The following is a 14,601-nucleotide window of genomic DNA, read 5'->3' as shown; positions in this document are numbered from 1 at the left end:
TCTGTGGCCAGTTTGACGGTGGGGGCTTGAGGCGCGGATGGGGTGGGCTCGAGGGGCACGGGCGAACCGGGGCGGGCGGCCGGGCTGGGCTCGACTGGTTCGGGCTGGGCTGGGCTCGGCCGGGCCGAGCCAGAGTGGGTCGGCTCGGCTGGGGTCGGGCTGGGGTCGGGCTCGGCTTGGCTGGGCTCGGTCGGGCTCGGCTGGGCGCGGTTGGGTCGGGCTCGACTGGGCTCGGACTTGGCTGGGCTGGGTCGATCCGGGAAGGGCTCAGGGCGTCTCCTCCTGTCCGAGGTCGATCATCTTTCGGCACCAGTCGCGGAGCATGCCGCGGCTGAAGGGGCTCAGGACCAGCTGGCGGTGGCCCTCTCCTCGGTCCAGTGCCGCCAGGGCGAAGCGGCCCAGGTCCGTGTCGACCAGGACGAAACCGTGGTCCGGGAACTCTGCGCACAGGCCGCCGAAGGCCAGCATGTCCAGGACCGCCGTTCCCGACCTGGGGCGGGCCAGGAGCTCGCGCATTGCGCCCACGTCTTCGTCCTGACCGTCGTGGACCAGGCCGCCGTCGTCCACCGAGACCCAGATTGCCCTCGGCGAAGCACCGAACGGGACCTCGGGCAGCTCGGCCACCAGCATCTCCGGCAGCTCCTCGAAATCCGCCAGGTGGATCGCCGTGCGGCCGGGGAGCGAGCCCATCATGAACGCTCGCTCGCCGTCGGCGTAGCAGCGGATGTCCGCCGTCTCCGGGCCTTCGTCGAACACGCCGCACAGTGCCGCGCGGACCGAGCCGCGCAGCATCAGCGACACCACCTCGAAGCCGATCTCGTTGAGCTCGCCGTTTTCGCCGAACGGTGTGCCGTCGATCCAGGCGGCCCACGCCATGTGCCGCTCGACCTCGGCCACCAGGTCCGCCGGGTCGTCCGACACCGGGCCGTGGACCAGGATGTCGTGGTCGCTGACGTCCGGGTTGTACAGCCGGTCGACCGGCTCGCGGTCCGGCATCGCCGCCAGCACCGGACCCGCCGCCAGCTCCAGCAGCTCCCGCGCCGCCGTGCGCTCAGCCATGCCGCCGCCTCTCGCCCGAACTAGCCCCGGCCCCAGGCTCGGCGCCCGAACCAGACCCGGCCCCGGCCGCGGAACCGGAGCCAGATCCGGTGGCAGAGCCCGAGCCGGCGCCCGGACCCGAGCCCGAACCCGAACCGGCGCCCGGGCCCGAGCCGGTATCGGCCGACGGACGGGGGTCCGGGACGCCGCTGTTCAGCTCCGCCGCCGCGAGGATCGCCTCGCGCACCGTCAGGTCCTTCGAGGCCGCCGCGACCACCCTGTCCACGCCCTCGCCGGCCGTCGTGCGCACCGCCGGCTGCTCACGCATGGCTCTGCACCGCCTCGACGATCCACTGCTCGGCCGTGCTCCGCGACGCCGGGCCCCACGTGACCGTCCAGCGCCCGTTCCGCGCCACCGCGGCGCTGAACTGGTACCGGCCGAGGTCGTTGTCCACCAGCCCGAACGCGCCGTGCGGGTACTCGGCCAGGATCGCGTTGCGCACCGCGAGGTCGACCAGCACCGTGCCCAGCCGCGGCCGGGCCGCGCACTCCCGGATCAGCTCGACCGCCCGCTCGCACCGGCGCGGGATCAGCCCGCGCTCGTCGGTCTCGATGCGGAGGTGCTCGCCCGGGCCCGGTGGCCGGTCGGGCAGCCCGTCGAACACCCAGCCCGGCAGCTCGCTGAGGAAGCCCGACCGCAGCCGCGCGCGGTTGCCCAGCTTGTGCAGGACCGTGGTGTAGTCCTCGTCGCCGAAGAACCGCACCTCCCACGGCTTGGCCCGAGCCGGGAAGACCCCGGTGACGACGCCGCGGATGAAGCCGCCGCGCAGCGCCCGGTACAGCCCGACCGCTTCCGCGGTGACCTCCCCGCCCGGCGCGAGGCCGATCGCGGCCATCCCGGCGACGAACCGCGTGTACTGCTCCACCTCGTCCGCGAGGCTCGACACGGGCGAGGAGCGACGGCCCGGCAGCGGGCCGGTGTCCGCCAGCACCGGCGGGATCTCGAACTCGGGGTCGTAGAACTCCATCACCGAGGGCCGCTCCGGCACCTCGGCCGAGAGCGGGGCGATGACCTCGTCGATGACGTCGAAGACGGCGACTGCGTTGCTCACCCCTTGATTGAACACCCTGGCACCGACAATTTCTCGCACATGTGTTCGAGCGTGTGAGATCGTTCGGCGAGCGGTCGGCGAGCGGCTCAGCCATGCTCCGGCACCCGCCCCTCGACGAACTCCGCGAGCCGCTCGACAGTCCCGGGCAGCCACCAGAGCCGGCGGTGGCCGCCCCGCGGTCTGCTCAGCGCCGCCAGGTGGCGGCCGCGGTCGTCGTCGACGAACGCCAGCATCTCCCACCGCGACGGCGAGCCGTCGCGGACGATGTCGAGCTGGACGGTGCCGAGCCGGGGCCGCCGCAGGTCGTCCAGCATGTCGAGGACGAGGCACTCCTGCTCGGGCTCGAGCACGCCCCGCTCGTCCCCTTCGAGGTACAGCCCCTCGCCCGGCGCCGGCGGCAGCGAAGGCAGGCGCGTCAACGCCAGGTGGAGCAACTCGGCGACGCCTCCCGGCGAAGGCCCGGACAGGCGCAAGCCGTCCCCGGCGATGCCGAACTTGGTGCGGTCGTCGAAGAACGCCGACGTCCACGGCTCGTCGGACATCGCGACGGCCACGCCGCAGACGCCGCCGGTGCCGATGAAGCCGGTCAGCGACTCCATCATGTCCGTGGCGGTGGAACTGCCGGCGGCCGCCGCCCGGACCGGCTTCAGGATCTTGGTGGTCACCGCGTGCACGGTGCGTGGTGTTTTGGTCACGCGTTCATGGAACCCGGCACCACCGACAATTTCCCGAACATCCGTTCGAGGTGTCACCTGAAAGTGTGAGGCCTCCCCGCCAGCCAGGTGGGGAGGCCCTCGCGTCTTACTTGGCCTTCGTCGCGGTGGAGCTCGAGCGCTTCGCCGTGGTCGACTTCGCGGCGGCGGCCTTCTTGGTCGTGCCCGCCTTGACCGTCTTCGCCGTCGTCGAAGCCGGCTTGCGCGCCGGCGCCTTCCGCTTCGGCGCCGGGCCCTTGGCGCGCTTCTCCGCCAGCAGCTCGGCCGCCCGCTCCGCGGTCAGCGACTCGATCTCGTCGCCCTTCCGCAGCGTCGCGTTGTACTCGCCGTCGGTCACGTACGGGCCGAACCGCCCGTCCTTGACCACCATCGGCTTGCCCGACACCGGGTCGTCGCCGAGCTCCTTGAGCGGCGGCTTCGCCGTCGCGGACCGGCCACGCTGCTTCGGCTCCGAGTAGATCTTCAGCGCTTCTTCGAGGGTGATCGAGAAAAGCTGATCCTCGGTCGAGAGCGAACGCGAGTCCGTGCCCTTCTTCAGGTACGGCCCGTAGCGCCCGTTCTGCGCCGTGATCTCGTCGCCGGACTCCGGGTCCTTGCCGACCACGCGCGGCAGCGAGAGCAGCTTCAGCGCGTCTTCCAGCGTGATCGTCTCGATGTCCATCGACTTGAACAGCGAGCCCGTCCGCGGCTTCGGCGCCTTCGCCTTCGCGGCCTTCTTCTGCGCGGCCGTGGCGTCTTCGGGGATCTCGATCTCCGGCAGCACCTCGGTCACGTACGGCCCGAAGCGGCCTTCCTTGGCGACGATCTCGTGCCCGCTCACCGGGTCGGTGCCGAGTGTGCGGCCCTCCTGCGGGGTCGCGAACAGCTTCTCCGCGATCTCCTGCGTGAGCTCGTCCGGGGGCAGGTCCTCCGGCAGGTTCGCGCGCTGCGAGTTCCCGTCGACCTCGCGCTCCAGGTACGGCCCGTAGCGGCCCACGCGGACCACGACGGTGTGCCCGTCGGCGTCGCTGAACAGCGGGATCGAGTTGATCTCCCGGGCGTCGATGTCCTCGACGCTGCCTTCGACCAGCTTCTTGAGCCCGCCCAGGCGGCCGATCGAGCCGTCGACGCCCATGTCGCCGCCGAAGTAGAACTTCGACAGCCACTGCGCGCGCTGCTCGTCACCGGCCGCGATGCGGTCGAGCTCGTCTTCCATGCCGGCGGTGAAGTCGTAGTCGACCAGCCGCTCGAAGTGCCGTTCCATCAGGCCGATCACGGCGAACGCGACCCACGACGGGACGAGCGCGGAGCCCTTCTTCCAGACGTAGCCGCGGTCCTGGATCGTCTTGATGATCGACGCGTACGTCGACGGACGGCCGATGCCCAGCTCTTCCAGCTTGCTGACCAGGCTCGGCTCCGAGTACCGCGCCGGCGGCGAGGTGGTGTGGCCGTCCGGGTTCAGCTCGGACGCGGTCAGCGCCTGGTCCTTCTCCAGCACCGGCAGGCGGCTCTGCTTGTCGTCGGCCTCGCCACCGGTCTCGGTGTCGACCGCCTCGACGTACGCCTTGAGGAAGCCCGCGAAGGTGATCGTGCGGCCCGAAGCGGCGAAGGTGCACTCCTCGCCCGACGTCGCGTTGCCGACGATGCGCACGGACATCGTGGTGCCCTTCGCGTCCGCCATCTGCGACGCGATCGTGCGCTGCCAGATCATCTCGTAGAGCCGGAACTCGTCGGTGTCCAGCTCGCCCGCGACCTGGCCCGGCGTGCGGAAGACCTCGCCCGACGGCCGGATCGCCTCGTGGGCCTCCTGCGCGTTCTTCACCTTGCGCGTGTACTGGCGCGGCGTCGGCGAGACGTACTCCTTGCCGTACAGCTGCGTGGCCTGGCTGCGCGCGGCCGAGATCGCCGACTCCGACAGCGTCGTGGAGTCGGTACGCATATAAGTGATGTAGCCGTTCTCGTACAGCTTCTGCGCGATCCGCATGGTGCGCTCCGAGGTGAACCGCATCTTGCGGCCCGCCTCCTGCTGCAGCGTCGACGTCATGAAGGGCGCGTACGGCTTCCGCGTGTACGGCTTCTCCTCGACGCTCGCGACCTTGAAGTCACGCTGCTTCAGCGCTTCGGCCAGGCGCCGCGCGTCGGCCTCCGCCAGCACGCGGACCTCGGTGTTCGACGCCTTGAGCCGCCCGTCCGAGCCGAAGTCGCGGCCGGTGGCCAGGCGCGCGCCGTCGACGGCGACGAGCCGCGCCGGGAAGTTCCGCGGCGAGGCCTCTTCACCGGCGTCCATCGTCGCCGAGATGTCCCAGTAGGACGCCGAGGTGAAGCGCATCCGCTCGCGTTCGCGCTCGACCACGATCCGGGTCGCCACCGACTGCACGCGGCCCGCCGAAAGCTTCGGCATGACCTTCTTCCACAGCACCGGCGAGACCTCGTAGCCGTAGAGGCGGTCGAGGATGCGGCGGGTCTCCTGGGCGTCGACGAGGTCGGCGTCCAGCTCACGGGTCGAGTCGGCGGCCGCGCGGATCGCCTGCTCGGTGACCTCGTGGAAGACCATCCGGCGGACCGGGACCTTCGGCTTCAGCGTCTCGAGGAGGTGCCACGCGATGGCCTCGCCCTCGCGGTCGGGGTCGGTGGCGAGGTAGAGCTCGTCGACGTCCTTCAGCAGGCCCTTGAGCTCGGTAACCTTGGACTTCTTGTCCGGGGTGACCACGTAGAGGGCCTTGAAGCCGTTGTCGACGTCGACGCCGAGCCGCGCCCACGCCTCGCCCTTGTACTGGGCGGGCACGTCGGCGGCACCACGCGGCAGGTCGCGGATGTGCCCGACGGAGGACTCGACGACGTAACCGCCGCCCAGGTAGGGGGCGATCTTGCGGGCCTTCGTCGGCGACTCGACGATGACCAGCCGCCGGTGCCCGGCGCCGTTGCCCGCCGCGGCTCCGTTCTTCTTGGTCCGTGCTCCTGCCACGCTGTCCTGCTCTCCGCTCATCTCGTCCCGCCGCCGCGGGACTGCACCACGTCCCTGCCAGGGCCCGTGTCTCGACCTGCCAGTGTGCACGCTGTTCCCGGCCGGACGGCGCGGAGGTGGCCCAACACGCCGCCGGTCCTGTGTCCAGCGCATCGCCGCTGACCTCGACGATGTTTCCCCAACGTACCTGCCACGTGATTTCGGCCACGTCCCGCGCAGCCTAGCGGGTGACCGTGCGGATACCCTCCGTTCGACGGTGGTGGGCCCGGGGATGTCACCGCTTCACTGGTTTCCCCGTCCAGCCGAAAGGACCCGCCATGACCCGACGCCTGCTCGGCGCCCTGTTCACCGCCGTGACCGCCACAGTATTGCTGGGGGCCACTCCGGCGAACGCCGCCGCGGCGAACTTCGCCGGCACCGTGGCCCTGTCCAACTGCTCGGGGTCGGTGGTCAAGCCGGCCGCGACGCCCGACACCGCGCCCGCGCTCGTCATGTCCAACGGCCACTGCCTCGAAACCGGTTTCCCGGCGCCGGGCCAGGTCATCACCAACCGGTCGTCGAGCCGGTCGTTCACGCTGCTCACCGCCAGTGGCAGCAACGCGGGCACGCTCCGGGCCCGGAAGATCGTCTACGGGACGATGACCGACACCGACGTGTCGCTCTACCAGCTCACCACCACCTACGCGCAGATCAAGGCGACCTACGGGATCTCGCCGCTGGAGCTGTCCAACGCCCACCCGACGGCCGGTGCGGCGATCGACGTCGTCTCGGGCTACTGGAAGCGCATCTACTCCTGCAACATCGACGGTTTCGTCTACCGGCTGAAGGAGGGCAGCTGGACCTGGAAGGACTCGATCCGCTACACGTCCGCCTGCAAGACCATCGGCGGCACGTCCGGTTCGCCGATCATCTCCGGCGGCAAGGTCGTCGGCGTGAACAACACCGGCAACGAGGACGGCGGGCGGTGCACGGACAACAACCCGTGTGAGGTCGACCAGGCCGGCAACGTCACCGTGCGTGCAGGCATCAACTACGGCCAGGAGACCTACGGCATCCCGGCCTGCCTCACCGCGGCCAACGAGATCGCGCTCACCCAGGCCGGCTGCACGCTGCCCCGGCCCTGACGCGGCGCCCGCACCCGGTCAGGCCGTGCTCGTCACGGCCTCCGGGTGCGGGACCGGTTGGGGTGCCGAACCCGGCCACGCCGCTTCGGCGCCGGGCGGCGGCTCCCCGATCAGCTCCAGTAGCGCCTCCAGCCGGCGTTTCCCAGTGACTTTGACCGCCGGGACCTCGGCTTTCGGCCCGGTCAGCTTCGCCGCGACACCCAACGGCGTCAGCGCCTCGACCAGCCGCTCGTGCATGCCGGGCGCCAGCGGATCGACGCCGAGCAGGTAACCCTGCGTGCCGGGACGGCCGCCGGCCAGCGCCCACATCCGCAGCATCGCGCCACTCAGCCGGAACCCGTCCGGCACCGCCTTGCCCGAGTCGTCTTCGACCGGGCCCGTGCGGCCCTCACGCAGCCACCGCAGCGCCAGCGGCAGCAGGTCGACCCGGAACGACGTACGGACCTGCGGGCGGCCGCACTCGGCCTTCGAGACCTGGGCGTCCGCGCCGCGGCAGCGGAACTCGCCGGCCAGGACGTGCGCCCGCCACGGCTCCTCGACGACCACCGACAGCCGGGCGGCGGTGCGCCCGAAGCCGGTGATCTGGCCGTGGCAGCACAGCAGGCCGGCCAGGTCGCCCAGGCCCGGCCCGCTGGCCTCGGCAGAGAAGAGCGAGATCGTCCGATCCACCGCGCCATACTAGAACACAAGTTCGATTAACGGCAGGTCTCGCGCGGATCTTCAGCCGGCCGGTTGATCCAGGTCGCGGCAGGCCGGCGCGCGCTGTTCGGCCGCGGCCAGGGCCGGGACGTCCTTGAGGCCGCTGAGGTAGTCGAGCGCGTCGATGCGGTCGAGCGTCGCCCTGGCCTCGCCGAGAGCCGCCTTCGTCGCCGTGGCGTTGCCGCGGGCCGCGTCGATGCGACGGCGTGCGTTTTCGGCCTCCGCCCGGATTTCGGCGAACTGCCCGATGACGTCCTTGCGCCCGGCGTCCGCCGACGGCACCGGCGGCGCACCGAGCGCGTTCAGCCCGGCCAGGCTGCGGTCGAGCCCGTCGACCACCGAAGAAAGCAGGTCACTGGACGTCCGGGACGCCTTCTGCGGCGTGCTCGGATCGACGGCGGGAAGTGCCGCGAGCGCACGAACCAGGTGCGTCACCGCGTCGCAGTAGCCGGCCGCCCACCTCGCCGCGGGATCGGCCTGTGGCACCACGGTCGTCACCTGGAGATCCTGGTCAGGTGGCGGCGGGTCCGTGGCCGGCTGCCCGCAGCCGGCGAGACCGATGGCGATCGTCGTGGTCAGCGCGGCGAAAACGGTGGACCGCAGCCGCACCCGCGTACCTCCTGCCCGACGACGTCCCGGCAGCCCCGACGGTACCGACTCGGTGCTGCTTCGCCAGGCGCCGGGCCTTTCTGGGATGGCAGGCCCCGGGCCCGGCACGCGTCGCCGCGTGCCGGGCCCGGGGGTCACCTTGGAACTCAGGCCTTGATTTCGGCCGGGGTGTCGGAGATGACGGTGCCCCGCCGCTTGGACACCACGATCGCCGCCACGATCACGGCGACCGCGACCAGCGAGATGATGATGCGGACGGCGGCGTTCTCGTCGGGACCGATCGAGAACTGCACGACGGCGGGCGCGATCAGCACGGAGACCAGGTTCATCACCTTGATCAGCGGGTTGATCGCCGGGCCGGCGGTGTCCTTGAACGGGTCACCGACGGTGTCACCGATGATGGTGGCCTCGTGCGAGGACGAGCCCTTGCCACCGTGGTTGCCGTCTTCGACCAGCTTCTTCGCGTTGTCCCACGCGCCACCGGAGTTGGCGAGGAAGATCGCCATCAGGGTGCCGCACGCGATCGCGCCGGCCAGGTAGCCGGCGAGCGCGCCGGTGCCCAGGCCGAAGCCGACCGCGATCGGGGCGAAGACCGCCAGCAGGCCCGGCGTCGTCAGCTCACGCAGCGAGTCGCGCGTGACGATGTCGACGACCTTGCCGTACTCGGGGCGGGTGGTGCCTTCCATGATCCCCGGGATGTCGCGGAACTGGCGGCGCACCTCGAAGACGACCGCGCCGGCGGCGCGGGAAACCGCGTTCACCGCGAGGCCGGAGAAGAGGAACACCACGGCCGCACCGATGATCACGCCGACGAGCGTGTTCGGGCTGACGATCTCGTTTACGAACGACTTCGCCGCGTCGAGCCCGGTGACCACGCCGGTGCCCATGCCGGACAGCGTCTTCGTGATCGCGTCCGAATAGGAACCGAACAGCGCCGTCGCCGCGAGGACCGCGGTGGCGATCGCGATGCCCTTGGTGATGGCCTTGGTGGTGTTGCCGACCGCGTCGAGCTCGGTCAGGATCTGCGCGGCCTTCTCGTCGACGTCACCGGACATCTCGGCGATGCCCTGCGCGTTGTCCGAAACCGGGCCGAAGGTGTCCATCGCGACGATGACGCCGACCGTGGTCAGCAGGCCGGTGCCGGCCAGTGCCACGGCGAACAGCGCGATGCCGCCGCCCAGCAGGTACGCGCCGAACACGGCCGCGCCGATGACGAGCGCGGTGTACACAGCGGACTCGAAGCCGACCGAGATGCCGGACAGGATGACCGTCGCCGGACCGGTTTCCGACGTCTTGCCGACGTCCTTGACCGGCTTGTACTCGGTGCCGGTGTAGTAACCGGTCAGCTTCAGGATGACCGCGGCGAGCACGATGCCGATGATCACCGCGACGGTCGCGATGACCGCCGGGTTGCCGGACGTCGAGGCGAAGTCCTGGCCGAAGTCGGAGAAGCTGCTCGGCAGGTACACGAACGCCGCGATCGCCGACAGCACCGCGGAAATCACCGCGGAGATGTAGAAGGAGCGGTTGATCGTGACCAGGCCGCCCTCGCCCGCGCGCGCCTTGGTGATGTAGACACCGATGACGGCGGTGATCACGCCGATGGCCGGCACGATCAGCGGGAAGATCAGGCCGTGCACGCCGAAGGCGGTGCTGCCCAGGATCAGCGCGGCGACCAGCATGACGGCGTAGGACTCGAAGAGGTCCGCGGCCATGCCGGCGCAGTCACCGACGTTGTCGCCCACGTTGTCCGCGATGGTCGCGGCGTTGCGCGGGTCGTCCTCCGGGATGCCCTGCTCGACCTTGCCGACCAGGTCCGCGCCGACGTCGGCGGCCTTGGTGAAGATACCGCCGCCGACACGCATGAACATCGCGATCAGGGCGGCGCCGAACCCGAAGCCCTCGAGCACCTTCGGGGCCTGGCCCGTGTAGACGAGCACGACGACCGCGGCGCCGAACAGGCCGAGGCCGACGGTGATCATGCCGACCACGCCGCCGGTGCGGAACGCGACGCGCATCGCCTTCTCGCGGCCGCCTTCCTCACGCGACGCGGCCGCGACGCGCAGGTTCGCCTGCGTCGCCAGCCACATGCCGAGGTAGCCGATCGCGAACGAGAAGCCCGCACCGACCAGGAAGAAGATCGACCGGCCGATCTTCTCGTTCCAGTCGTCGGCGGGCAGGATGAAGAGCAGGAGGAACACGACCACGCCGAAGATCGCGAGGGTGTTCCGCTGGCGCTTGAGGTAAGCGGCCGCGCCTTCCTGCACCGCCTTGGCGATGTCCTGCATCTTGGCGGTGCCCTGGCCTGCGGCCAGCACCTCCTTGAGCAGGACGTAGCCGATGACGAGTGCGGCAAGCGCGACCACGGCGACTACACCGACAATCGTGTAGCCACCTCCGGAGAGCGAGATATTTCCCGCGCCCTCCGCGAGGAACTGCCGTGACATTCGTCCTCCAGGAGACGTCGCTCTGCGCCAGCGTCGACGGCAAGCCGAGGGTTCGACACGGCCGGCGCTGGCATGGACCCTGTACCGAGCGACACGCTAGCCGGGCAGCAATGCACGTCTCACATGACGCTCACCACAGAGGGTGTGGATTGCGGGAGTGTATTGGTATCGCAACCTGCGTCTTCACGCCGTCCCGGTGACGGTACATTCCGTTACCTTGTGAGCCTCCTCACTTGATCGATCACCCTTTCGCCGATCCGTTGGCGCAGCTGGGGATGCCAGAACTGTCGTACCCCTGTGCCAAGCTCGGCGGGTGGACGAATCACGGGGGCGGCGGCTGCTGAGGCGGGTGACCGCCGGCATCCCGTCGCGCGAGCAGCCGGTCACGCACGTCGCGGACCTGCCGGGTCGCGCCGCGCGCTACGCAGAGTGGCCGTCGTGGGCGGATCCGGCGGTTGTCGCTGCGCTGCGTGACTGTGGTGTTTCTGCGCCCTGGGCACACCAGGCCGAGGCGGCTTCGCACGCGTACGAGGGCCGGCACGTCGTGATTTCGACCGGGACGGCCTCGGGGAAGTCGCTCGCCTACCAGCTGCCGGTGCTGTCGCGGCTGGCCGCGGGCGAGAAGGCGAACGCGCTGTACCTCTCGCCGACGAAGGCGCTGGGCGCGGATCAGCTGCGTGCGGTGTCCTCTTTGGACGTGCCGGGGGTGCGGGCGGCGGCGTTCGACGGGGACACGCCGATGGTGGAGCGCGACTGGGTGCGCGCCCACGCGAACTGGGTGTTCACGAACCCGGACATGCTGCACCGCGGGATCCTCTCGGCGCACGGCCGGTGGGCGACGTTCTTCCGGCGGCTCGGTTGCGTGGTCGTCGACGAGTGCCACGGCTACCGTGGCGTCTTCGGCTCGCACGTCGCTCTGCTGCTTCGCCGGCTTCGGCGGGTGGCCGAGCACTACGGCGCTTCGCCGGTCTTCGTGCTCGCTTCGGCGACAACGGCTTCGCCTGCTTCGTTTGCTTCGCGGCTCACGGGGGTGCCTTGCGTGGCCGTGACCGAAGACGCGTCACCGCGCGGCGCCCGCACGGTCGCGTTGTGGGAGCCGCCGCTGCTGGAGGAGCTGACCGGGGAAAACGGCGCGCCGGTCCGCCGTTCGGCGGGCGCGGAGACGTCGCGGATCCTCGCGGACCTGGTGCTGGAAGGCGCGCGGTCACTGGCGTTCATCCGGTCGCGGCGGGGCGCGGAGCTGGCCGCGCTGGGTGCGCGTCGCATATTGTCCGAAGTGGACCCGGTGTTGTCGGAAACCGTTGCGGCGTATAGGTCTGGGTACCTGCCGGAAGAGCGTCGTGCGCTGGAGGCCGCACTGTTGTCGGGCCGGCTGCTGGGGGTCGCGACGACGAACGCGCTGGAGCTCGGCGTCGACATCGCGGGCCTGGACGCGGTGGTGCTGGCCGGCTACCCGGGCACGCTCGCGTCGTTCTGGCAGCAGGCCGGGCGGGCGGGCCGGTCCGGCGATTCGGCACTGGTGGTGTTCGTCGCGCGGGACGACCCGCTCGACACCTACCTGGTGCACCACCCGGAGGCGTTGCTTTCGCGGCCGGTGGAGACGGCGGTGCTCGACCCGGCGAACCCGTACGTGCTGGCGCCGCAGCTCGCGTGCGCCGTCGCGGAGCTGCCGCTGACTCTCCCCGAGCTGGAGGTGTTCGGCGGTTCGGCGGCCCAGGAGGTGCTGGCCGAGCTGGCGGAACAGAAGCTGGTGCGGCGCCGGTCGAGCGGCTGGTACTGGACTTCGCGGGACCGGCCGCACGCCGAGGTCGGCATCCGCGGCACCGGCGGGGAGCAGATCGCGGTGGTCGAGTCGGACTCCGGCCGGATGCTCGGGACGGTCGACCCGGGCTCGGCCTGCTTCGCGGTCCACCCCGGCGCGGTGTACCTGCACCAGGGGTCGTCGTACGTCGTCGACGAGCTGGATCTGGACCAGGGGCTGGCGCTGGTGCACGCGGAGAACCCGGACTGGACGACGACGCCGCGCGAGATCGTGGACATCTCGGTGCTGAGCACGCAGGAGAAGCAGGACTGCGGCGGGGTGAGCGTCTGCCTCGGCGAGGTGGCCGTGACGTCGCAGGTGGTCGGCTACCTGCGGAGGCGGCCGTCCGGGGAGGTGCTGGACCACACGCCGCTCGACATGCCGGAGCAGAGCCTGCGCACGCGCGCGGTCTGGTACACGGTGTCCGCGGAGCTGCTCGGAATCGAAGAGACGCGGCGGCGGGCGGGAGGCCGCTCGGCTGCCGAACCTGCGGAAACCGACCCGGCCACTGCGGTCCGCTCGGCCGTCGTCGGTGATTCCGGGGCCGATGGCGAGGTGGGGACCGGGGGCCATCGGGTGGGGACCGAATCTGCGGGGCCGGTGGGGACCGGGGAGGAGACCCAGGCGAACGGTCGGGGGCCCGTTCGCGAGGGTGGCAGGACACCGGGGGGTGCCGGGTTGGTTCCGGCACGGGTCCCCGGTGCCCTGCATGCCGCCGAGCACGCGGCGATCGGCCTGCTACCGCTGTTCGCTACGTGCGACCGGTGGGACATCGGCGGGGTGAGTACCGCGTGGCACGAAGACACCGGGGAGGCGACGGTGTTCGTGCATGACGGGCATCCCGGGGGTGCGGGATTTGCCGAACGCGGTTATGCCGCGATTGTCCCGTGGCTGGCCGCAACGCGGGAGGCGATCGTCTCCTGCGAGTGCCCGACGGGATGCCCGTCCTGCGTCCAGTCGCCGAAGTGCGGGAACGGCAACGAGCCGCTGGACAAGGCGGGGGCAGTGGCTGTGCTGGGAACCGTGCTCGGGGCGTTGCGTCAACACGGTGCCTAGAACGGCCACTTGGTGGTTCATGGAGTTGTGTCCTGCTCCGCCGCGGCCGGGCTGGGACCGGCCGGTGGCGGTGGTTCTGTGGTTCGGCCTTCTCAGGCCGCGCTGGTCTGGACCAGCTGCCCGGCACGCTCGCCGGCCAGGGCCCGCACGAGGACGTCGTGCACCTCGGCGGCGTCCGGCAGCTGCCAGCCGCAGACCTCGGGCTTGACGCGCCAGTGCACGACACCGTGCTGGAACGGCGACGGAGGCAGCGGGATGTAGCTGTCCTTGCCGTGCCACTGGATGGCGGCGCGCTCGGCCAGCTCGGCCGGGATGCGGTCGGCGACGGTGGTCAGGAAGAGCCAGCGGCCGTTCGGCAGCGCGATGATGGGCGCGGGGTGGCCGATGGCGCGGAGGAGGCGGCAGGCGCGCTTGCCGAGTTCGTCGTCGACCTCGATGGCGTCGAGCACGGTGCCGGTGGCGACGAGCAGGCTGTGGGTGCGGTCGGAGAACCAGGTGGCGACCTCGTGGGCGTGGGTGCCGAGCTGCTCACGCCAGGCGTCACTGGCCGGAACCGGACGACGCCAGGTGAGGTCGTCGCCGCCGGCGAGCGGAGCGGGGTTGACGCCCGGGAGCACCGGCCAGCCGCGCCAGGCGAGGCCGATCGCCTCCGCCCGCAGTTCGATGCGGAAGGCACCGCGCCAGCTGTCCGGCCAATTCGCGTCCAACATTGTCTTTCCTGCCTTCAAGTTCCGGTTCCCCGCGACCCCCTGGACCCGGTCGTGGTGTCGCACATCTCACTTAACGGCAAGTTGCACATTGCTCGGAACCCCCACGCGACAACCGGTGGTTACGAGGCGATGAACGCCCAGTGATCCATACGGCCCGACCGAACCCCCCCCGGCGCGGATCGGCGGTGAACGGCGACCGCACACGGACCGTTCGTCGCGGGAAATCCCAGGTTCCGCGGGGCTTCCGGACCCCTGCGCGGCGGGCTCGGAGCCGGGCTTCGGCCCAGGTGAGCAGCCAATTCGACCGCTCGCCGTGCACCAACGACCGCTGCCCGTGACAATGAGCCG

Annotated in this window: 10 protein-coding genes; 2 read left to right on the top strand and 8 right to left on the bottom strand. The window is 70.9% G+C overall.

The window, feature by feature from the left end; genetic code table 11:
* Positions 1 to 267: 267 nt before the first annotated feature.
* The 4 genes from I4Q55_RS19610 to topA form a co-directional block, all read right to left on the bottom strand.
* Entirely contained in the window at positions 268 to 1,059 is a 792-nt protein-coding gene (locus I4Q55_RS19610) for a hypothetical protein (protein ID WP_206789546.1), read from the bottom strand.
* 299 nt (positions 1,060 to 1,358) lie between these two features.
* The gene (locus I4Q55_RS19605) at positions 1,359 to 2,150 is read right to left on the bottom strand and encodes an ESX secretion-associated protein EspG (protein WP_206789543.1); all 792 of its coding nucleotides are present in this window, start codon (positions 2,148 to 2,150) and stop codon (positions 1,359 to 1,361) included.
* 86 nt (positions 2,151 to 2,236) lie between these two features.
* Positions 2,237 to 2,845: a hypothetical protein gene (locus I4Q55_RS19600; RefSeq protein ID WP_307793255.1), complete on the bottom strand. Its 609-nt coding sequence runs from the start codon at positions 2,843 to 2,845 to the stop codon at positions 2,237 to 2,239.
* A 106-nt stretch (positions 2,846 to 2,951) separates the two neighbouring features.
* The gene (gene topA / locus I4Q55_RS19595) at positions 2,952 to 5,828 is read right to left on the bottom strand and encodes a type I DNA topoisomerase (RefSeq protein WP_206789542.1); all 2,877 of its coding nucleotides are present in this window, start codon (positions 5,826 to 5,828) and stop codon (positions 2,952 to 2,954) included.
* Between the two features lie 296 nt (positions 5,829 to 6,124).
* Between topA and I4Q55_RS19590 the strand changes: the two genes are divergently transcribed.
* A complete protein-coding gene (locus tag I4Q55_RS19590) occupies positions 6,125 to 6,931 on the top strand; it encodes a serine protease (RefSeq protein WP_206789540.1) in 807 nt (268 codons plus the stop codon).
* An 18-nt stretch (positions 6,932 to 6,949) separates the two neighbouring features.
* Here I4Q55_RS19590 and I4Q55_RS19585 read toward each other — a convergent pair whose 3' ends face one another.
* The 3 genes from I4Q55_RS19585 to I4Q55_RS19575 all read right to left on the bottom strand — a co-directional run bounded on the left by I4Q55_RS19585 (position 6,950) and on the right by I4Q55_RS19575 (position 10,686).
* Positions 6,950 to 7,600 (bottom strand): hypothetical protein, encoded by a 651-nt coding sequence (locus tag I4Q55_RS19585; RefSeq protein WP_206789538.1) that lies wholly within the window; start codon positions 7,598 to 7,600, stop codon positions 6,950 to 6,952.
* A 51-nt stretch (positions 7,601 to 7,651) separates the two neighbouring features.
* Positions 7,652 to 8,239, bottom strand: coding sequence for a hypothetical protein (locus I4Q55_RS19580; protein WP_206789537.1), 588 nt, complete (start codon positions 8,237 to 8,239; stop codon positions 7,652 to 7,654).
* Between the two features lie 146 nt (positions 8,240 to 8,385).
* Positions 8,386 to 10,686 carry a sodium-translocating pyrophosphatase gene (locus tag I4Q55_RS19575; RefSeq protein WP_206789536.1) on the bottom strand — a complete coding sequence of 767 codons (2,301 nt, stop codon included), beginning with the start codon at positions 10,684 to 10,686 and terminating at the stop codon, positions 8,386 to 8,388.
* Between the two features lie 349 nt (positions 10,687 to 11,035).
* Between I4Q55_RS19575 and I4Q55_RS19570 the strand changes: the two genes are divergently transcribed.
* Positions 11,036 to 13,543 (top strand): DEAD/DEAH box helicase, encoded by a 2,508-nt coding sequence (locus I4Q55_RS19570; protein WP_206789602.1) that lies wholly within the window; start codon positions 11,036 to 11,038, stop codon positions 13,541 to 13,543.
* A 92-nt stretch (positions 13,544 to 13,635) separates the two neighbouring features.
* Here the strand turns inward: I4Q55_RS19570 and I4Q55_RS19565 are convergent, their stop codons facing one another.
* Positions 13,636 to 14,253, bottom strand: a complete 618-nt coding sequence (locus I4Q55_RS19565) for a bifunctional DNA primase/polymerase (RefSeq protein WP_091318951.1) — start codon at positions 14,251 to 14,253, stop codon at positions 13,636 to 13,638.
* Positions 14,254 to 14,601 lie beyond the last annotated feature (348 nt).

The organism is Amycolatopsis sp. MtRt-6 (assembly GCF_017308975.1).
Lineage (GTDB): Bacteria > Actinomycetota > Actinomycetes > Mycobacteriales > Pseudonocardiaceae > Amycolatopsis.
Note: the sequence above shows the minus strand (reverse complement) of the source record. Positions and strands in the feature narration are given on the sequence as shown.

Coding starts and splice junctions, on each gene's coding strand:
- I4Q55_RS19610 (WP_206789546.1), bottom strand. CDS start 1,059: ATGGCTGAGCGCACGGCGGCGCGGGAGCTGCTGGAGCTGGCGGCGGGT.
- topA (WP_206789542.1), bottom strand. CDS start 5,828: ATGAGCGGAGAGCAGGACAGCGTGGCAGGAGCACGGACCAAGAAGAAC.
- I4Q55_RS19590 (WP_206789540.1), top strand. CDS start 6,125: ATGACCCGACGCCTGCTCGGCGCCCTGTTCACCGCCGTGACCGCCACA.
- I4Q55_RS19575 (WP_206789536.1), bottom strand. CDS start 10,686: ATGTCACGGCAGTTCCTCGCGGAGGGCGCGGGAAATATCTCGCTCTCC.
- I4Q55_RS19565 (WP_091318951.1), bottom strand. CDS start 14,253: ATGTTGGACGCGAATTGGCCGGACAGCTGGCGCGGTGCCTTCCGCATC.